Below are 19,533 nucleotides of genomic sequence, written 5' to 3'. Positions count from 1 at the left end.
CCAAACCTAATATTCTAACAATTTACACTTATTATAATTTTTATTGAGGATGGGCAACCCATCGCCATGTCTGAATTCCCTGCCGCGCCAGTTCACGATGGATAACCAATGCAGGGAAACGCATTTCTTTATCTTTAGAATTAACAATACGACGTGCAAGGTCCTCTATAACGGTAACTGAACGATGACGTCCACCAGAACATCCTACCGCAATTGTGACGTATTTTTTTCCTTCTATCGCAAAACGGGGAAAAATCAAATTTAGCATCTGATAAATCTGATCAACAAATTTCTCATAATCAGGATCACTTTTAACATAATCTTGGATCGACGTATCCAGCCCCGTCAGTGCTGATAATTCTGATATATAATAAGGATTATGCAAAAACCGCGCATCGAATACCATGTCCGCCTCTCTTGGAATTCCAACAGGAAAGGCAAAAGACATCAAGGTTAGGGTAAAGCGGTTTTTAGTATCCAGATGATTAAAGTTATACCTTGTTTCCACAAGCAACCTTAATTCCATAGGGGGAAGATCCGATGTATCAATAACCAGATCAGCAACATTTCGTAATGGATTCATCAAGGCTATTTCAGCATTAATCCCGTCCTTAACCGTACCATTGGCAGCCATTGGATGACGGCGACGGGTTGCTGTATAACGTCGCAACAAAACGTCCAACTCTGCCGTGGCGTAAATTAGTTCAACCTTAAGGGATGAATCCTGCTTTAAACTATTTAAAACCTCTAGAAATGCATTCACCTCAAACCCGTTGGTTCTGGAATCAATGCCTATTGCAATGGGTCCCTGAACACGCCCAACAACATCCGCAATAAGCTGTAAAGGCGCATTATCAACCAGTTCATATCCAAGATCCTCAAAAACCCGAAGAATGGACGCTTTACCAGCTCCTGATAATCCCGTTACAAAAATTACCAATTTCTTACTTGACGTGAAATCATGCATTCTGAAGAAATCAACTTTTTAAATAAAAATTTTCAAATACCCCATAAAGGGTTATGTTAAGCAATCCTTACTCTTTATACAATATGATATTTATAAATACTTTCGAAATGATATTTTTCTTTTGAAAAAAAGCAAACTTATTGAATAAATAACAAAACTAAAAAAGCTGATCCAAAAAGATACTGGCAAGTCTGTATACCAAGAAACCACTATACCACTCCAGGCTTCAAATACTGCCAGGAAAACCGAAACCGTAAGTGCCCGCCATATTGTCTTACCCCATTGCCTGGCAACAGCAGCAGGTCCAATCATCAAAGAAAAGGTCAAAAGAATACCGGTCACTTGAACACAAGCAACAGTTATGCAGGCAACCAGCATTAGAAAGACTATCGAAACCCATCGTAAAGAGATCCCTCTTGTCTCGGCCAAATCTGGTTGCAAGGTGGCAAATAACAAAGGTCGCATAAAAAACAGCATAACAGCCAGGCAAAATAATGCGAGACCGACAAGATCATATAAAATGACTATATCAACCGCAAAAATATTGCCGAATAACAAGCTCGTAACTTGTGTCGCGTAATGGGTATAAAAATGAAGAAATAACAGACCTAAACCCATTGATGCTGACAGGACCAGGCCAATAGCGATATCACGATCCCTCAACTGTGGACCTATAAAACCGATCAATCCACCAGCAAATAAACTGAAAACAAGCAGTCCGACAAAAGGGGATATTCCCAACAGTCCCGCCCCTGTCGCCCCAGCGAACCCTATATGCGATAATGCATGTCCTGCAAAGGCCTCTCTTCTCAATAAAAGAAAATAACCAATAAACCCTGTCAATAAAGCCACAATCCCTGCAGCGGCAAAAGCATGATACATAAATTCAAGGGTAAGCATCCAAGAATATACTTTCGAATTTCTTAATTAAAGGATGTTGTTACAAAACACGTATTATTTGCCTTTATCACCTGTATTGGAAAACCATAAAGCTTCGTTAAAGTCTTTGCTGTAATGACATCCTGAACCTTACCCAGAATTGCTGATTGATTACCAATACATAATACCTGATTCATAACATGAATTAACGGATTTAAATCATGCGTTGACAATAAGACAGAAATTTTTCTTTCCTGCTGTATATTTTTTATCAAGGCAAGAATAACTTTTACCCATTTGGGATCCAAGTTATTAAAAGGTTCGTCCAGTATAATAAATCTTGGCTCCCCCAAAAGGGCTTGTGCCAATAAAATTCTCTGTTTTTGGCCTCCCGACATTTCCATCAAGGATAGATCAGCCAGATCCCTTGCCTCCACATCATCCAGAACCCGATCTATTTCCTGATGGTCTTTTCTTGTTAGAAACGGTAAACCCAAACGATTCCCATGGACAGAACTTGCAATAAATGATCTTCCCGTCAAATGAAAGCTATCCATATTTTGATACTGAGGGATATAGGCTATTTCCTTCCTTACCTGTCTTGGATGTTTTCCAAAAATTTTTAAGGTTCCTTGCTGAACAGGTAAAATACCTAAAATTGTTTTCATAAAACTTGTTTTGCCCGCTCCATTAGGACCGAAAACCCCTATAAACTGGGGTTCATCAATGCTAAAGGTTAAATCTGACAAAACAAGCCGGTTACCAAACTGGATACGCAGCTTATTGCAAGCAAGGATTGTCATCAGGGGATGCTCTGTATTACCGCCTCAATTTTATCTAATGTCTGGTTAATCCATGTTTGATAAGAAAGAGAAACAGGCATAATCTCTTCAACACCAATTACAGGAATTTTATATATTGACGCCATTTTTTTCAAATGCTCTGTCGCGCCGTTACTGACCTGATTATTATAAAACAAGATTTTTATTTTATGGGTTTTAAAATCCTGGATAAATTGGGCTGTTTGCTGAGGAGTCGGTTCTCCACCGTTCATAATTACCCATTGATAGGATTCTTCCAATACCCTAAAACCCATATGTTTGGCCATCAACCCAAAAACAGGTTCCGTAGCAGCCACGCTTAAATCAGGATGCTGAACACGAATTTTATGAATACGCTGATCTATACTGTCGATTTCATGCAAAAAATAATCACGATTATGCACAAAAGAATTCTTGTGTTCAGGATCCTGAACAGATAATTTTTGCTCCAAATACCCAGCCAATTTCTTGACTGATTGGAGATCATACCATAAATGTGGATTACTACCATCAGAACGATTTAACAAATCCTGAATGGAGATAACCTTTCCGTTTTTTATTTCAACACGGGAAATTAGCCGATTGATCCAGTCATCATACCCTAAACCATTCATGATGATTAAATCAGCTTGACTTGTCATTCTGCTGATATGCGGGGTCAATTCAAATAGATGCGGATCTTGATCAGGATTATTTAAAATCACGTCAACCTTGACGTTATCACCCCCTATTTGTTGGGCTATGTCCCCGTACATATTTTCAGCAGCAACAATATGAACAACTTTGGCTTTTACATCATCATGACAAGCATAAAATAACAAAGCAAAAATACTTAATAAAATACTGAAAAAAAAATTGCCCTTGATTATGTCACCATTTTTCATTATTTAGAATGCCATTCCCCACCTTAAAATTAAACTGCTCACCAATTCCTATAATTCCCAGGCACCAATAATCATAATACTAAGCAATACAATTAGGGCCAGATGAAGAATCAACAACCATTTAATGGTTATAACTGGAACATAATACTTATCTCTTGGTTGCTGTAATTCCCATTTCATCGCCCTAATCCTAACCTTATTAATATTTCCACTTAACCTTATTCATTCAATTGAAACATTGTTAAAAAATCATGCCTCAATTGAATATCTTTTATCTTAATGCTTTAAGTTTTTCCTCTAATTGAGGGAGAATTTCAAATAAGTCGCCAACAATACCATAATCCGAAGCCTTGAAAATTGGAGCATCGGGATCTTTGTTAATTGCAACCACGATCTTACTGTCTTTCATACCCGCAAGATGCTGAATGGCACCAGAAATGGCTACTGCGATATATAATTCCGGAGCAACAATTTTCCCTGTTTGGCCAACCTGACAATCATTATTGATAAATCCGGCATCAACTGCAGCACGAGATGCCCCAATGGCGGCATTTAATTGATCCGCCACCTTTTCAATTAACACAAAGTTTTCACCGCTTTGCATACCCCGTCCGCCTGAAATAACAACACGGGCAGATTCCAATTCTGGTCTGTCCGATTGGGAAATTTGCAGTTCACAGAATTTGGATAATGATTTTTCTGAACCGGGGAAATTACCCAGAGTCTCAATCTCGGCACTCCCCCCATCTTCAGCAACAGGAGCAAAAGCCGTTCCACGAACAGATAAAAGCTTTTTGGAATCATGAGACTTAACCGTTGCCAAAATGCTCCCAGCATAAATAGGTCTCACAAAGGTGGAGGCATCAATAATTTCGATAACATCAGATACAGGCTGCATATCCAACAACCCAGCAACACGAGGCAAAATATCTTTTCCTTCAGCATTTGCAGGAACAATAACCGTATCATAAGAATCGGCCAGAGATGCAATCAGATCTGCGGTTGGCTCTGCCAACATATGGGCATACACCTCATGATCAGCAACCAGCACCTTTGAAACACCAGCCAGCGCCACAGCCTTTTTCGTTATTGCTTCTAGGTTTTTCCCAGCTAATAGAACATGAACTTCCCCTAGTTTGGATGCGGCTGTAATCGCTGATCGGGTAATAGAACGAATTTGATCACCTTTTTCATAACTTGCCAAAACTAAAACGGTCATTCTTAAATTACCTTTGCTTCATTTTTAAGTTTATCAAGTAATGCATCAACGGAATCAACAATGACGCTTTCACGAGATGAAGAGGATTCTTTTACGGAAATAACTTCCAAATGTTTTTTTGCCTCAATTCCCAATTCACATAAAGCGACCGTTTCCAAAGGCTTTTTACGTGCTTTCATAATATTGGGTAATGATGCATAACGAGGTTCATTCAACCGTAAATCGGTTGTAATGACCGCTGGCAATGTTAGCTCGAGAATTTCCTGTCCATCATCGACTTCCCTGGCAATTTTTGCGTGTCCATTAGATAACTCCAGTTTACTGACAAAAGTACCCTGTCCCCATCCAAGTTTGGCAGCTAATATCTGCCCTGTCGCATTCATATCATCATCTGAGGCCTGTTTACCCATTAACACAAGGTCGGGTTTTTCCCTGTCCACAAAGTGTTGCAAAATTTTTGCAACGGTCAGAGACTCCACAACCTTATCCGTTGTCACCAGAATTCCCCGATCCGCCCCCATTGCCATAGCTGTTCGCAATGTATCTTGGCATTTCGCTTCTCCTATGGAAACAACCACAATTTCCGAGACAATTTTTTTCTCCTTTAAACGAACAGCCTCCTCAACAGCTGTTTCATCAAAAGGATTCATGGACATTTTTACACCATTAATCTCAACATCGGATCCATCTGATTTTATCAGCGGTTTTATATTGGAATCAACAACCCTTTTAACCGGAACAATTACTTTCATAATGACCTTTCTCTATAATTACACATAATTAAATGATTTCTACATTCCCCCTGAATAATTGGGACCACTGCCGCCTTCAGGTGTTTCCCAATCGATATTCTGTGTTGGATCCTTGATATCACAAGTCTTACAATGAATACAATTTTGCGCATTAATCTGTAATTTGGGTTCTTGATTCTCATGATCAGCATCAACAACCTCGTAAACACCAGCCGGACAATATCTTGTTTCAGGAGCCTTGAAAATATCCCAATTAACCGTTTTCCAAATTGAAGGATTTTTTAATTTCAGATGAACAGGCTGATCATCACGATGATCAATATTCGCCAAAAATACGGAAGATTCACGACTGAATGTCAATTTGTCATCGGGCTTTGGATAATCAGGTTTAACACATAAAGAAGCCGCTTTTAATTTATCGTTATCAGCCAAACGATGGCGAAAGGTCCAAGGCACTTTCCCCCGAACCAAGGAATCAAATCCCGTATACAATGTTGCAAACCTTGCTCCAAATTTTGCAAATGCGGGACGAATATTCCTCACTTGATACAATTCATCATAAACCCAGGATTTACGGATACGAAATTGATAAATCATAGGTTCTGCTTGTTGTGTATTTAATGCCTCAACAATCGACTCAGCGGCAATCATTCCTGATTTCATTGCAGTATGCGTTCCCTTAATTTTTGGAACATTCAAAAAGCCTGCTGCGTCTCCGATTAATAGACCACCAGGAAAGGTCAGTTTTGGAATGGATTGGTATCCACCTTCAGATAATGCACGGGCAGAGTATCCTATTCTTCTGCCTCCCTCTAAATATTTGCGGATAATGGGATGTTTTTTTACACGCTGCATTTCATCAAATGGAGAAAGCCAGGTATTTTCGTAATCCAATCCCAAAACAAAACCACATGAAACCAGATTACTGCCAAAATGATAAAGCCATGAACCACCATAAGTGCGATTGTCCAAGGGCCAACCAAAGCTATGCTGTATATATCCAGCCGAAAATTTTTCCTGTGGAATTTCCCATAATTCCTTAATTCCAATTCCGTATGTTTGTGGGTCAACACCTTGACGTAAATTGAAAAAGCCCATGAGCTTTTTGGATAAGGAACCACGACAGCCTTCTGCAAATAACGTATATTTTGCCCTTAGCTCCATACCTGGAACATAATTGCCTCCCTGGCTGCCATCTTTTTCAAGTCCCATATCACCAGTCACTACACCCATAACTCGATTATTTTCAATTATGAGATCACTACCAGCAAATCCTGGAAAAATTTGAATGTCCATTGCTTCAGCTTCTGCGGCCAGCCACCGACAAAAATCACCCAAACTTCCCACATAATTTCCCTCATTGTCCATTTGAGGCATAATAGATTTAATAATGGGGATATTTATAGACTTGTCTTCATTCGGCAGATAAAAAAATGCCTCATGCTGAACCGACGTGTCTAAAGGGGCGTTTTTTTGCTGCCAATCTGGGATCAACTCATTAAGCGCTGTCGGTTCGATCACTACTCCTGAAACAATATGGGCACCAATTTCAGAAGCCTTTTCAATCAAACAGATCTCAAGAGATGGAAGTAATTGCTTTAATCGTATTGCCGCTGAAAGACCGGCAGGTCCTCCACCAACGATTAAAATATCGAATTCCATTTGCTCTCGCACAACCTCACCCATAATTCCTTAATCTCTCTTCTGCTGATATTTATCAAGTTGCAAATTATATATATCTTTAATCTTAATTAAAAAGACTTTATTCAATTATGAGGGAAATGCCAATTCATGTTTTGCACGCCAACTTGAATCTACATAATTTAAAATAAGGGTACGACGCACTCCCTTGATAGGTCGCTTTTCAAAACCATGCCAGGTATTTTTAGCGGGAATAAATAAAAATGCTGAATTGAAAACGCCTGAGCTTCTTCCCAAAGACTGACCTTCCTCATTCATGATATCGGTCCCCCATCCCTCGGCCCCTTCTGCAGTGGATAAAGAAAGCAAAAAGGTTAATTTCTTTGCCCCAATATCTGTATGTGGTTCCAACCAGAACCCATCAGTATCAAGGCATAATTCCAATCTTAACCAAGTATTGGAAAGATCACCACCTGTTAAATGAGAGAAAGCAGAACGAATTTCCTCTGAATCAAAAACTTGCGCCAAAACCGCACAGGCGGGATCCTCCCTCTGTTTTTGCCGGGTTACAAATACACGATCTTTATTATGATTTTCCCTTTTGCCCTTCACATCACCGGCAATAGATCTTGAATCAGGCATCCAATTCAACAGAGAGTCACAAATAAATGAAGGCAAAACATTCGTCATTGTCCAATAGGAATATGGCAGCGAATGATAATCAGCATGATCAATTACGTTTTTGATATCTTGTTTAGTTTGCTTTATCTCTTCTACAAGTTGCATAATTTTTCTTTCACCTAAATCGCCTGCGCATGGCGATGGGGAGCTGCACGGTAATAAGCATCAAAAACCACGGCAATATTTCGTAAAAAGGGACGACCTTCTTCTGTCACTGTAATTTCATTATTACGAATAATAACCAGACCATCCTCTTCAAAACTGCGTAGCTTTGTAAGAAACTCACCTAACAAAGATGAATCTTGTTTATATTGACCAATCATTTTCTTTAAATCAACATGTAAGTCACACATTAACCGCTCAATTATTTCCCAACGGAACAAATCTGCTGTACTACGCTGTACCCCCCTTACAACAGGCAAGATATCGGACTGCTGCATTGCCTTTTGATAGCCATAGGAAGATGGCTGATTTTGAAAAATACCTTGCGGTAAAATTGAAATTGATGAAGCACCAACCCCTAACAGTGCTTTGGCTTGGTCTACGGTATATCCCTGGAAGTTGCGATGAAGTGCACCTTTTTCCATTGCCTTACTCATGGAATCATGAGGCAAAGCATAATGATCAAATCCGATAACTCGATAACCCGCTTTTTTTAAAACTTCATCAATAATCTGTCTCTGCTCAAAACGTTCAGCCGGATTGGGTAAGATTTCCCCCTCCAACAAAGTTTGGCGTTTAAATTTCCATGGGACATGTGCATAACCAAAAACAGCCAAACGATCAGGCCTTAACGTCACAATAGCTTCTATCGTTTCTCGAACACTGGCAGCTGTTTGATTGGGCAGACCATAAATCAAATCACAATTAACCGATTTTATATTTTTCTGTCTGACACGATCAATACAATCAGAAATCATTTCAAAACTCTGGATTCGACCGCAAGCCTTTTGCACTTCAGGAGCAATATCCTGAACTCCAAGGCTAACCCGTGTAAACCCAACAGAGGGTAATAATACAAGATAATCCTCGGAGATATGTCTTGGATCTAATTCTATCGAAATATCGGCATCTTGCTGAACATAAAATAAGGATCGTATTGTTGACATTACCTTTTTCATCGCTTCAATCGGTAATGTTGTAGGAGTACCCCCACCAAAATGAACAAAACTTACTTTACGACGCGATTTTAAAAGGGTTGCCAGTCGTTTCAATTCATCACATAGAAGATTACCATAAGCAACCCGCACATTAACTTGATGAACGACTTGTGTGTTACAGGCACAAAATTTGCACAATTCATCACAAAAAGGAACATGGATATACAAAGAAACAGGCTCTTCTTCAGGAAAAGCCTGCAACCAATGTTTATACTCGTTAAACCCGACACGCTCTTCAAACTGTACAGCTGTTGGGTAACTTGTATAACGCGGCACGTTTCCTTCATACCGCGCAAGACGGTCAAAGGAAACTTCGGGTTTCATGCCAATCTCCGCAATGAATTAAAAGCGATATCCAATACCCATACTTACAACGGTTGGATTCAAAGAAGTACGAGCATCAATTCTGTTAGGACTGTCATTAATGTGGGCACGTTGTTGTAAAAGAATCTGTTTTACATCAGCATTATAGAACCAGTTCCCAACAATCTGATAATCAAACCCGAAATTGAAAGATGGACCAACTGCTGTTTCCAACCCCACTTTTTTGACAATACCCCCTGCAGGAGAGATATTATGCCAGAAAGCTACTGTCAAGCCAACACCTACATAAGGATTAAAGGCCTTATGAGGACGGAAATGCCATTGTGCTGTCAAGGTAGGAGGCAAAATCCATCCACTGCCCACATCCACCTTACCAAGACCCGGGACACCCTGTGCCTTGATTTCATGACGTGTACTTGCCGCAATTAATTCAAATGACAAATTATCCGTGACAAAATAATCAAAACTTAATTCAGGCATAACCTGGTTGGTTGCATTGACATGCCCTCCAACGGATGTTTTAGAACTTGTATTATTCGTGATAACACCCAATGCACTTAATCTGATGATAAAATCACCTTTACCCAAACCAATTCTGGTTACACCAGGACATGTTTTAAATAAACCACAATGAGGTTTTGGTTTTTTAGGTGGAGCATACATTGGAACTTCACGATACTGGATTTTTCCACTCCAGCCAGAAGCCCAGATTTCTTCTCTTCTCATAGGAATTGCCGTTGCTGGGGCAGTTGTGCTTGAAGCTGAAGCCAATGCTGGATTGACAGCAGGAGTCAGATTAGGAGAAGCATAATGTTGTTGTGCATAGCCTGCGACTGGCGTAAACAAAAATGCACAGGTAAGAATACGACTTAATGATTTTTTCATTGTGGTGAAACCTTACTGATCAAAGTAAAGATGAAATGATCAAATTAAATAGTTAAATGTTCTTTTTTATTAGGATCATAACCATTGATCAGGCAACCAGTTTCTAACAATATATACTTAAACAATACATAATGTGACCAAATAACAACAAATAAATATGTAATCTTTCGCAAAAAAAATTAATTAGTTCCTGATAAAGCTTAACAAATTAGGATAATCATTATTTTAATAAGTATTTTTTTTACATATTATATTACAAATATATATTTGTAATATATCTTTAATTGTAATTAAATATTCGAAAATTCTTTGAGCGAATCGGTTTTTGTTTGATTAAATTTTTAAATTTAAAACAAAATCCAATCAGTTATTTTGCCCTTGGTAAAGAAACCACAAAAGAGGCGCCAATAACTTTTCCTGCATCATCATACCGGTTATAGGCACGAATTGACCCTTTCAAGGCAACCACAATTTGCCGACAAATTGATAATCCAAGGCCTGAATGTTGCCCAAAATTTTCTCCTTGAGGTCGCTCTGTATAGAACCGTTCAAAGATATTATTTAATTTGTTTTCAGGAATCCCCGGCCCCTCATCACTGACCATGATCTCCACGTTATCTTTGACTGCAACAGCCGACAAAATAATTCTTCCCTTTGATGGAGAAAAAGAAGATGCGTTTCCAATCAAATTCCTTAAAACCTGTACCAGTCTATCTTCAATTGCCAAAACAGAAAGCGGATATTTAGTATCGTCATTTTTCAGATCCACAACAATATAAGGATCATCTTCTTTCTGTGTGGCTGCATTGATATCAGCAAGCAAACGAAAAAGAGGCGCTACAGCAACAGCTTTTGGAGTCACCCTTGACATTTCAGATTCAATACGGCTTGAATTGGCAATATCCGTTATTAAACGATCCAAACGTTTAACATCATCGGTAATGATGAATAATAACTGTTGACGATGTTTATCATCTTTTATTCTTGGTAACAATTCAATTGCAGAACGAATGGAAGACAAAGGATTTTTCAGCTCATGACTGACATCAGCCGCAAAACGCTCAATTGCATCCATCTTGGCCCATAACTCTCTTGCACTATCCTGAATTGCCCTTGCCAGATCACCGATAACATCTTTTCGGATCAAAAGGGAATCAGGAATCATTCTGTTTCGTCCCGTAGATTTATGAATCCTGTAAGCGGAATTAGCCAAACTCAGTAAAGGTTTTGCAATAGTCAACGACAAATACCAAGATAATAGGACCGTTATTGCCAAGGCAACTAAAAATAGAATCAAAATTGATGCACGCACAGAAAATAGCGCCTGATCGATATCCTGTGCCTCTCTTGTCAGTTCAATAATACCTACAAGCTGGTTCTGATGGATGATAGGTTCAGATACGGTAATCAACAAACGATAATCAACCGTCCTACGAATATAAGGGGGAGCTTCATAATTATTTGATAATTCATGCAGCTTAAATGTCTGATTATCATAAGGTACACTATCTGGATCGGCACCCATTTCAAGAAACTCAATTCTTCTTGCATTCGTATAGGGAAGCCAACTTAAAAGATGATCATAAATCTGTTCTAAAAATCCGTCATAATTTAAATATTTATTTTTATTACTCTCACCAAATACGGTTATTTTTTTCTGTGTATCCTGCTCTGTATTTGAAAAAACTGAATTATCAAGTCGATTATCTTTATGAGATCTATATGTTTTTTTTCTTTCATTTTGACTGTCAATAACCAGTTTCCCATTAACGGCATAAACACGTGCACGTACACGTGGACTGGGGTTTGTTAGGCTTAACAAAAGAGGTCTGGCCAATTCAACAGATAAAGATTGATTATTCCGATGTTCTGGCACCAGAGCATAAAAATCTAAGGATCGAAAAAAAACATCATCCTTAATCTTCTTGATTGCACTTTGGCTGAGTGCTCCAGCATAAATTTTTGCCTGCTCCCGTAAAACATTGATTTCTGTTTCCAACAGGCTATTCTGAAATTGATTCAAATAAAGAAGTGTAACAACCAAAACCACAAGAGGAAGCGTATTAACCAATAATATCCTCTTCATCAGAGGAGAGAAAAAAAGTTTCCTGAATCTTCTATCCTCCAAAGGGTAATGACGATAAAAAAAACCAAAGAGTTTATAGACTTTTCTAATCTTCTTTGTAACGATATCCAATGCCATACAACGTTTCTATTTTATTAAATTCAGGATCAATCTGACGAAATTTCTTGCGGATACGTTTAATATGACTATCTATTGTTCTATCATCAACATAAATATTTTCACCATAGGCAGCATCAATCAACTGATCCCTTGATTTTACCAGGCCGGGCCGTGTTGCCAATGCTTTGGTCAATAAAAATTCAGTTACTGTCAATTGAATATCCTGGTCATGCCAACGACATTGATGACGCATATCATCCAAGGTTAAAGCACCACGAATAACCAAACCGTTATTAATCCCACCATCATTTTCAGCCTTATTGACTTCATGACGCCTTAACAAAGCACGGATACGCTCCAGAAGAAGACGCTGGGAAAAAGGTTTAGTGATATAATCATCTGCCCCAAGGCGCAACCCCATTAACTGGTCAATTTCCTCATCCTTGGAAGATAATATTATCACGGGAATTTGGGAACGGTTACGCAGTCTCTGCAACAATTCTATTCCATCCATCCGAGGCATCTTAATATCCAAAACCACCAGATCAACAGGACGTGATAAAAGACCTTGCAACGCACTTTCACCATCCGTATAGGTCTGAACAATAAAACCGTCAGCTTCCAGCATCATAAAAACAGAGGTTAAAATATTACGGTCATCATCAACCAATGCTATGACATGTTTCCCTGCTTCCACCTGTTACACTCCACTAATCCATTAAAAATAAATCAAAATCTTATATAAATATGCTAGAATAAAGTTAAATAGAAAATAAATTATAAAATCAATTCCAAAGGTTAATTTCTATATCTTATTTGCTCTATTTCATTCGTATTTCTTGTAACTTTCAAAAAGTTTATTAAAATAGATCTGTCTTAAATTTTGTAAGGATACCGATCTTATCCAATATCTTTTACAATCTTTTTAACAGAATAAAACAAATTTGGTTATTATGACAAAAGAAGAAAATTTACACGCCAATACAGAAAATAGCTCTGTTCCTGATCAGGAACAAGATTCACGGGGTCATGAAACTATTTTCCCACAAGAGGAAAACGGCACGGAATCTTCAGATTCCTCTTCCAGCCAGAATAGTGAAGTTGACAAATTGAAAAAAGAACTGCAAGCCATGAAAGATCAATGGATGCGTTCAGAAGCCGAAAATCAGAATCTGCGCAATCGCCATAAAAAAGAGCTTGAAGATACACGCCTGTATACTGTACAGAAATTTGCTCGTGACATCGTAGAGGCAGCCGAAAACCTGCGTCGCGGCATTGATAGCTTGCCAAAACCAGCTGAGAATGAAGATCCAATGATTACAAAAATGCGTGAAGGTTTTGAAAGTACTGAACGTTCATTTTTAAAAATTCTGGAAAAAAATGGTATCAAATGCGAAGATCCGACAGGCAGTCCATTTGATGCAAATAAACATCAAGCAATGGCAGAACAACCATCTGATGAACACCCTCAGGGAACCATTATTCAAAGCTGGACACCAACATGGACCCTAAACGACCGTCTGTTAAAACCAGCCATGGTTGTCGTGGCCAAATCTCCTGAAAACACATAATGCAGATATTAAATAACTAAATTAATTAGCTGACTTCCATTAATTAAATGTGTATAATGGAGCTGTTCAAAAGGTTTCTTGAAGATTTCACTAAAGAAACTTATATAATGGTAACAAGTCATAACTGTAACCTCGCCATTATTGGGGGTTAATGTTTAATGACCATGATTTTTAGAAAAGGACTTTTAGAAGGCGCTTCGGGTCTTGTGAAAGTTGCTATTAGGAGATGAATTAATGAGTAAAGTTATTGGTATTGACCTTGGTACAACAAACTCCTGTGTTGCTATCCGTGAAGGTAATGAAACCAAAGTAATAGAAAATAGTGAGGGGGCCCGTACTACCCCTTCGATGGTTGCTTTCACTGAAAACAATGAAATGCTTGTTGGTCAGTCAGCAAAAAGACAGGCTGTCACCAATCCAACAAATACATTTTACGCCGTAAAACGGTTAATTGGTCGTCGGTTTGACGATCCAACTGTAAGCCGTGACAAGGGGTTGGTTCCCTATTCTATTGTCAAAGGTGAAAATGGCGATGCATGGGTTGAAGCCAGAGATAAAAAATACGCCCCTTCACAAATCTCTGCATTCATTTTAGGCAAAATGAAAGAAACAGCAGAAGCATATCTGGGCGAAAAAGTGACACAGGCTGTCATTACTGTTCCAGCTTATTTTAATGACGCGCAACGTCAGGCAACCAAGGATGCCGGTAAAATTGCTGGACTTGATGTTCTTCGTATTATCAACGAACCAACAGCCGCCGCGCTGGCCTACGGTTTGGAAAAGAAAAATAGCGGCACCATTGCTGTATATGACCTAGGTGGTGGTACTTTTGATATTTCTGTTCTAGAAATATCTGATGGTGTAATTGAAGTTAAATCAACCAACGGTGATACTTTTCTTGGTGGTGAGGATTTTGATGCTCGAATCATTGATTTCTTGGCTGATGAATTCAAAAAAGAACAAGGAATTGACCTTCGCAGTGATAAACTCGCCTTACAACGTTTGAAAGAGGCAGCTGAAAAAGCAAAAATCGAACTTTCCTCTTCAAAAGAAACGGAAATTAATCTTCCATTTATAACCGCTGATGCTTCCGGTCCAAAACACTTGGTCATTAAATTAAGTCGTGCAAAACTGGAAAGCTTGGTTGATGATCTAATCACCAAAACCCTAGAACCTTGTAAGGCAGCGATCAAGGATGCCGGATTATCAGCAAATAATATTGATGAGGTTATTTTGGTAGGTGGAATGACCCGTATGCCAAAAGTCATCGAGGTCGTCAAAAGCTTCTTTGGCAAGGAACCCGCCCGTAACGTTAACCCTGATGAAGTCGTTGCAATTGGTGCTGCCATTCAAGGTGCTGTTCTTAAGGGGGATGTTAAAGACGTACTGTTGCTTGACGTTACTCCTTTATCCCTTGGAATTGAAACACTCGGAGGTGTTTTCACACGTTTAATCGATAGAAACACAACCATTCCTACAAAGAAAAGCCAAACCTTTTCTACAGCAGAAGACAACCAAAGTGCTGTTACCATCAAGGTTTACCAAGGTGAACGTGAAATGGCGGCAGACAACAAGTTGCTTGGCAACTTTGATCTGACAGGAATCGCACCTGCACCACGTGGAGTCCCACAAATTGAAGTAACATTCGATATTGATGCAAACGGTATCGTTTCTGTATCCGCCAAGGATAAAGCAACCGGTAAAGAGCAGCAAATTCGTATTCAGGCTTCTGGTGGTCTGTCTGATGCCGATATCGAAAAAATGGTTAAAGATGCTGAAGCAAATGCTGAGGCAGACAAGCAGAAGAAAGAAATGGTTGAAAGCAGAAATCAGGCAGATATGATGGTCGCCCAGGTAGAGAAAAACCTGCAAGAGCATGGTGACAAGATTGATGCTTCAACAAAATCAGATATTGAAGCTGCCGTAGCCGATGTTAAAAGCAAAAAAGAAGGTGATGATTTGGAAGCCCTAAAATCATCAACTGAAAAACTTTCCCAGCTTTTAATGAAAATCGGTGAAACCATTTACAAAGCAACCAATGATGCAAATGCAGCCGCAGGGGCTGCTGGAGCAGAAACTGCAGATCAAGCGGGTTCCTCTGCAAAGCCAGAAGAAGACATTGTTGATGCTGATTTTGAAGATGTCAATCATAATGACAAAAAATCTAGCTAATGGGTCAATGCCTATTAAATAAGATATATTAACTAATTTGATATGTCGTAAGAAGTCAAGCCCGTCCTTTCAACAAAGGCGGGCTGCTTTTTGTTACGATACCTATTTGAAGATAATTTGAGGACATCAATGTCTAAACGAGATTATTATGAAATTCTAGAGATTAGTCGCACGTCAAGTAGCGAAGAAATTAAAAAAGCTTATCGCAAGAAAGCAATGCAATACCATCCTGATCGTAATCCTGGCGATCAGGAGGCGGAAGCCAAATTTAAAGAAATCAATGAGGCCTATGATGTTCTAAAAGATGAACAGAAAAAAGCCGCTTATGACCGTTTTGGTCACGATGCTTTCCAAAATGGCGGGGCCGGTAATGGTTTCGGTGGTGGTTTTGGAGCTGGTGGCTTCAGCGATATCTTTGACATGTTCGGCGATATGATGGGTATGAACCGTGGCGGTAACAGTCGCAAACGTTCTGGTGCTGATATCCAAATTCAAACCGAAATCCAGTTAACTGAAGCTTTTACAGGCATTAAGAAAAAGGTAAAATATAAAACAAAAAAACCTTGCCAAAGCTGTGATGGATCAGGATCAACAGACAAAACCAATGGAAATAAAACCTGTCCGACCTGTCATGGTTCTGGAAAAATCCGTGCTCAACAGGGATTTTTTCTGGTAGAACGCCCTTGTAATACCTGTCATGGAACAGGCCAGGTCATCAGTAACCCATGTAAAAAATGTCATGGTACCGGGCTTGAAAATCAAGATAAAGAGTTGGAAATCGATATACCTGCCGGAATTGAAGATGGAACCCGTATAAGGATTTCGGGGGAAGGGGAGGCCGGCAGCAATGGAAATCCACCTGGGGATTTATACGTATATGTTTCTGTTTTACCCCATGATCTATTTCACAGAGAAGGGGCAAATATATTCTGTCGTATCCCCATTCGAATCACGCAGGCTGCTTTGGGAACAGAGCTTGAAGTGCCTATCATAGATGGTGGCAGATCAAAAGTGAAAATTCCTGCCGGTACCCAAACAGGTAAACAATTCCGTTTACGAGGTAAGGGGTTTTCTGTTCTACGCTCTTCATCACGTGGTGATATGTATATTGAAGTCAAAGTCGAGATTCCTCAACATTTGACAAAACGCCAGAAAGAGCTGCTTGAAGAATTTGAGGCAGAAGCGCAAAATAAAGAAAATGAGGGAAATCCGGAAACAACAAGTTTTTTTAAGAAAGTCAAAGATTTCTTTGAAGGAAAATCCTGATTAATCTATATCTTTGATAAATGAAAGTGTTTAGAATGAATACATCTGTTTTACGTATTGGTATTGCTGGCATAACCGGACGTGTTGGACGTCTTTTGATGGAAGAAATTACCTCTAGAGATAATGCTGTTTTATCTGGAGGTACATCACTTTCAAAAGACATTCATGATATACCAGATTCTGTTCAAATCTTCTCTGACATTGCAAGTCTGGTCGAAAAAAGTGATGTAATTATCGATTTTACAAATGCTACAGCAACGGAAACACATGCAAAAGCATTAAACAATAGTAAAACAGCATGGATTTTAGGAACAACAGGCATATCTGAATCCGTCCAAAAACTTATCAAAGAAACCGCAAAAACCATTCCCGTTGTTCAGGCGGCTAATTTTTCACCTGGTGTAACCTTGATAACCCGACTGGCTTTTGAACTGGCGAAAGCTTTGCCTGCCGATCAGTATGATGCTGAGATTGTGGAAACACACCATCGTCAAAAAATTGATGCTCCATCTGGAACAGCTTTGGCAATCGGGGAATCCATTGCAAAGGCAAGAAAGGTGGATTTAGGATCTGTTGCAGAAATTGGCAGAAAAGGGTTTACAGGGGCCCGGAAAAAAGATGCCATCGGATTTGCTTCCTTAAGGGGCGGGCAAATTGTTGGTGAACATAGTGCCATATTTCTCTCCGATGTTGAGGAAATTGTTCTTACACATAAAGCTTTTGATCGTCGCATTTTTGCAAAAGGTGCCGTTCGATCAGCTTTTTGGTGTATCAATAAACCCGCAGGTTTATATGACATGAACCATGTTTTGGGACTGGATCCGGTCAAATAATAATTTTTTTTAAATTAATACTTGACGGATAGACCACAAAAGGGTCTGTTTACAATACTTGTGTTTTTTTATTTATTAGTGAGATAGCAGAAAAATTATGCGAAACAATAGCGATTTTCTGTTCGCTTCTGAATCGGTATCAGAGGGTCATCCAGATAAAGTTGCCGATCGTATCAGCGACACCATTTTGGATACCTACCTTGCCGCAGATCCAGAAGCGCGCGTAGCTTGTGAGACTCTTGTTACAACCAATCAGGTAATTTTGGCTGGAGAACTGCGTGGCCCAAAAAGCATTACCAAAGAAATGCTCAATGAAAAAGCCCGTGAAACCATACGTGAAATTGGATACGACCAGGACGGTTTTTCTTGGAAAACCGCAAATATTTTAAACCTGTTACATGCACAGTCTCCCCATATCGCAGTCGGGGTTGATAGTAATGAAAGTAAAGATGAAGGCGCTGGCGATCAGGGAATCATGTTCGGTTTTGCAACGTCTGAAACCGAAACCTTAATGCCTGCCCCAATTTATTATGCTCATAAGATCCTAAAAAATCTCAATGACCTACGTAAATCAAGTGACCCTAAGGGTAAAGGATTTCTTCCGGACGCAAAAAGTCAGGTAACCTTGCGTTATGTTCACGGTAAACCTGTTGGCGCAACATCTGTTGTTTTATCAACCCAACATGAGGAATCCATGCCACAGGAAAAAATTCGTGACGTTTTAAAAGAACTGATTACGAATACATTGCCAGAAGGCTGGATGTGTCCAGAAAAAGAATTTTATGTCAATCCTACAGGAATTTTTGTTATTGGAGGTCCTGATGGCGATTGTGGCCTGACAGGTCGTAAAATCATCGTCGATACTTATGGTGGGGCTGCCCCTCATGGTGGTGGAGCTTTCTCGGGTAAGGATCCAACCAAAGTTGATCGCTCAGCAGCATATGCCTGTCGTTATCTTGCCAAAAATATTGTAGCTTCCGGTCTTGCTGATCTTTGTACCCTGCAAATTTCATATGCGATTGGAGTTTCCCATCCTCTCTCTGTTTATGTTGATTTACATGGAACAGGCAAAGACATTGATGAAGCAAAACTTGAAAAAGTTTTACGTGAATTAATGGATCTTTCTCCAAGAGGCATCCGTAAACATTTACGATTAAATCGTCCTATATACAAACAAACTTCAGCCTACGGTCATTTTGGACGCCATCCAGACCCGGTAAAAGATGATTTTACATGGGAAAAAACTGATCTTGTTGATGCTTTGCGAAATGCTTTTAATCGTTAAAACTTAAG

The 19,533-nt window shown here is 39.3% G+C and carries 18 protein-coding genes; 5 read left to right on the top strand and 13 right to left on the bottom strand.

The genetic code is table 11. The annotated features are described in order from the left end of the window. Positions 1 to 40: 40 nt before the first annotated feature. The 13 genes from rapZ to H3R28_RS06205 all read right to left on the bottom strand — a co-directional run bounded on the left by rapZ (position 41) and on the right by H3R28_RS06205 (position 13,095). Positions 41 to 967 (bottom strand): RNase adapter RapZ, encoded by a 927-nt coding sequence (rapZ, locus tag H3R28_RS06260; RefSeq protein WP_198210242.1) that lies wholly within the window; start codon positions 965 to 967, stop codon positions 41 to 43. Positions 968 to 1,057: 90 nt separating this feature from the next. Beyond that, positions 1,058 to 1,867 carry a metal ABC transporter permease gene (locus H3R28_RS06255; RefSeq protein ID WP_232351249.1) on the bottom strand — a complete coding sequence of 270 codons (810 nt, stop codon included), beginning with the start codon at positions 1,865 to 1,867 and terminating at the stop codon, positions 1,058 to 1,060. A 23-nt stretch (positions 1,868 to 1,890) separates the two neighbouring features. Beyond that, positions 1,891 to 2,649: a metal ABC transporter ATP-binding protein gene (locus tag H3R28_RS06250; RefSeq protein ID WP_155567441.1), complete on the bottom strand. Its 759-nt coding sequence runs from the start codon at positions 2,647 to 2,649 to the stop codon at positions 1,891 to 1,893. Then, a complete protein-coding gene (locus tag H3R28_RS06245) occupies positions 2,649 to 3,551 on the bottom strand; it encodes a metal ABC transporter solute-binding protein, Zn/Mn family (protein ID WP_198210241.1) in 903 nt (300 codons plus the stop codon). Before H3R28_RS06245 ends, H3R28_RS06250 begins: the two co-directional genes overlap by 1 nt. Positions 3,552 to 3,599: 48 nt before the next feature. Beyond that, on the bottom strand, positions 3,600 to 3,731 hold the full coding sequence (locus H3R28_RS08995; protein WP_255412377.1) for a hypothetical protein: 132 nt from the start codon (positions 3,729 to 3,731) through the stop codon (positions 3,600 to 3,602). A gap of 91 nt (positions 3,732 to 3,822) precedes the next feature. Further along, on the bottom strand, positions 3,823 to 4,770 hold the full coding sequence (locus H3R28_RS06240; protein WP_198210233.1) for an electron transfer flavoprotein subunit alpha/FixB family protein: 948 nt from the start codon (positions 4,768 to 4,770) through the stop codon (positions 3,823 to 3,825). 2 nt (positions 4,771 to 4,772) lie between these two features. Further along, positions 4,773 to 5,522 (bottom strand): electron transfer flavoprotein subunit beta/FixA family protein, encoded by a 750-nt coding sequence (locus tag H3R28_RS06235; RefSeq protein WP_198210232.1) that lies wholly within the window; start codon positions 5,520 to 5,522, stop codon positions 4,773 to 4,775. Positions 5,523 to 5,561: 39 nt separating this feature from the next. Continuing rightward, positions 5,562 to 7,208, bottom strand: coding sequence for an electron transfer flavoprotein-ubiquinone oxidoreductase (locus H3R28_RS06230; RefSeq protein WP_198210230.1), 1,647 nt, complete (start codon positions 7,206 to 7,208; stop codon positions 5,562 to 5,564). A gap of 84 nt (positions 7,209 to 7,292) precedes the next feature. Further along, positions 7,293 to 7,949: a 2OG-Fe(II) oxygenase gene (locus H3R28_RS06225; RefSeq protein WP_198210228.1), complete on the bottom strand. Its 657-nt coding sequence runs from the start codon at positions 7,947 to 7,949 to the stop codon at positions 7,293 to 7,295. A gap of 14 nt (positions 7,950 to 7,963) precedes the next feature. Further along, the gene (gene hemN, locus H3R28_RS06220) at positions 7,964 to 9,328 is read right to left on the bottom strand and encodes an oxygen-independent coproporphyrinogen III oxidase (protein WP_198210226.1); all 1,365 of its coding nucleotides are present in this window, start codon (positions 9,326 to 9,328) and stop codon (positions 7,964 to 7,966) included. A gap of 18 nt (positions 9,329 to 9,346) precedes the next feature. Continuing rightward, positions 9,347 to 10,213 (bottom strand): OmpW family protein, encoded by an 867-nt coding sequence (locus tag H3R28_RS06215; RefSeq protein WP_198210224.1) that lies wholly within the window; start codon positions 10,211 to 10,213, stop codon positions 9,347 to 9,349. Positions 10,214 to 10,580: 367 nt separating this feature from the next. Then, positions 10,581 to 12,341 (bottom strand): ATP-binding protein, encoded by a 1,761-nt coding sequence (locus H3R28_RS06210; RefSeq protein WP_370552835.1) that lies wholly within the window; start codon positions 12,339 to 12,341, stop codon positions 10,581 to 10,583. 43 nt (positions 12,342 to 12,384) lie between these two features. After that, a complete protein-coding gene (locus H3R28_RS06205; protein ID WP_110439199.1) occupies positions 12,385 to 13,095 on the bottom strand; it encodes a response regulator transcription factor in 711 nt (236 codons plus the stop codon). Positions 13,096 to 13,351: 256 nt separating this feature from the next. Between H3R28_RS06205 and H3R28_RS06200 the strand changes: the two genes are divergently transcribed. The 5 genes from H3R28_RS06200 to metK all read left to right on the top strand — a co-directional run bounded on the left by H3R28_RS06200 (position 13,352) and on the right by metK (position 19,525). Continuing rightward, the gene (locus H3R28_RS06200; protein ID WP_198210220.1) at positions 13,352 to 13,969 is read left to right on the top strand and encodes a nucleotide exchange factor GrpE; all 618 of its coding nucleotides are present in this window, start codon (positions 13,352 to 13,354) and stop codon (positions 13,967 to 13,969) included. A 234-nt stretch (positions 13,970 to 14,203) separates the two neighbouring features. After that, a complete protein-coding gene (dnaK, locus tag H3R28_RS06195) occupies positions 14,204 to 16,141 on the top strand; it encodes a molecular chaperone DnaK (protein ID WP_122124196.1) in 1,938 nt (645 codons plus the stop codon). A 129-nt stretch (positions 16,142 to 16,270) separates the two neighbouring features. Further along, a complete protein-coding gene (gene dnaJ / locus H3R28_RS06190) occupies positions 16,271 to 17,407 on the top strand; it encodes a molecular chaperone DnaJ (protein WP_110439202.1) in 1,137 nt (378 codons plus the stop codon). Between the two features lie 35 nt (positions 17,408 to 17,442). Next, a complete protein-coding gene (gene dapB, locus H3R28_RS06185; RefSeq protein WP_155564736.1) occupies positions 17,443 to 18,240 on the top strand; it encodes a 4-hydroxy-tetrahydrodipicolinate reductase in 798 nt (265 codons plus the stop codon). Between the two features lie 97 nt (positions 18,241 to 18,337). Next, on the top strand, positions 18,338 to 19,525 hold the full coding sequence (gene metK / locus H3R28_RS06180) for a methionine adenosyltransferase (protein WP_198197840.1): 1,188 nt from the start codon (positions 18,338 to 18,340) through the stop codon (positions 19,523 to 19,525). Positions 19,526 to 19,533: the final 8 nt, after the last annotated feature.

This window comes from Commensalibacter sp. M0268 (genome assembly GCF_016101925.1).
In the GTDB taxonomy this organism is placed as follows: domain Bacteria; phylum Pseudomonadota; class Alphaproteobacteria; order Acetobacterales; family Acetobacteraceae; genus Commensalibacter; species Commensalibacter melissae.
Note: the sequence above shows the minus strand (reverse complement) of the source record. Positions and strands in the feature narration are given on the sequence as shown.

Excerpts from the sequence above, each read along its gene's own strand:
- rapZ (WP_198210242.1), bottom strand. The coding sequence starts at position 967 with ATGCATGATTTCACGTCAAGTAAGAAATTGGTAATTTTTGTAACGGGA.
- H3R28_RS06255 (WP_232351249.1), bottom strand. The coding sequence starts at position 1,867 with ATGCTTACCCTTGAATTTATGTATCATGCTTTTGCCGCTGCAGGGATT.
- H3R28_RS06250 (WP_155567441.1), bottom strand. The coding sequence starts at position 2,649 with ATGACAATCCTTGCTTGCAATAAGCTGCGTATCCAGTTTGGTAACCGG.
- H3R28_RS06245 (WP_198210241.1), bottom strand. The coding sequence starts at position 3,551 with ATGAAAAATGGTGACATAATCAAGGGCAATTTTTTTTTCAGTATTTTA.
- H3R28_RS08995 (WP_255412377.1), bottom strand. The coding sequence starts at position 3,731 with ATGAAATGGGAATTACAGCAACCAAGAGATAAGTATTATGTTCCAGTT.
- H3R28_RS06240 (WP_198210233.1), bottom strand. The coding sequence starts at position 4,770 with ATGACCGTTTTAGTTTTGGCAAGTTATGAAAAAGGTGATCAAATTCGT.
- H3R28_RS06235 (WP_198210232.1), bottom strand. The coding sequence starts at position 5,522 with ATGAAAGTAATTGTTCCGGTTAAAAGGGTTGTTGATTCCAATATAAAA.
- H3R28_RS06230 (WP_198210230.1), bottom strand. The coding sequence starts at position 7,208 with ATGGGTGAGGTTGTGCGAGAGCAAATGGAATTCGATATTTTAATCGTT.
- H3R28_RS06225 (WP_198210228.1), bottom strand. The coding sequence starts at position 7,949 with ATGCAACTTGTAGAAGAGATAAAGCAAACTAAACAAGATATCAAAAAC.
- hemN (WP_198210226.1), bottom strand. The coding sequence starts at position 9,328 with ATGAAACCCGAAGTTTCCTTTGACCGTCTTGCGCGGTATGAAGGAAAC.
- H3R28_RS06215 (WP_198210224.1), bottom strand. The coding sequence starts at position 10,213 with ATGAAAAAATCATTAAGTCGTATTCTTACCTGTGCATTTTTGTTTACG.
- H3R28_RS06200 (WP_198210220.1), top strand. The coding sequence starts at position 13,352 with ATGACAAAAGAAGAAAATTTACACGCCAATACAGAAAATAGCTCTGTT.
- dnaK (WP_122124196.1), top strand. The coding sequence starts at position 14,204 with ATGAGTAAAGTTATTGGTATTGACCTTGGTACAACAAACTCCTGTGTT.
- dnaJ (WP_110439202.1), top strand. The coding sequence starts at position 16,271 with ATGTCTAAACGAGATTATTATGAAATTCTAGAGATTAGTCGCACGTCA.
- dapB (WP_155564736.1), top strand. The coding sequence starts at position 17,443 with ATGAATACATCTGTTTTACGTATTGGTATTGCTGGCATAACCGGACGT.
- metK (WP_198197840.1), top strand. The coding sequence starts at position 18,338 with ATGCGAAACAATAGCGATTTTCTGTTCGCTTCTGAATCGGTATCAGAG.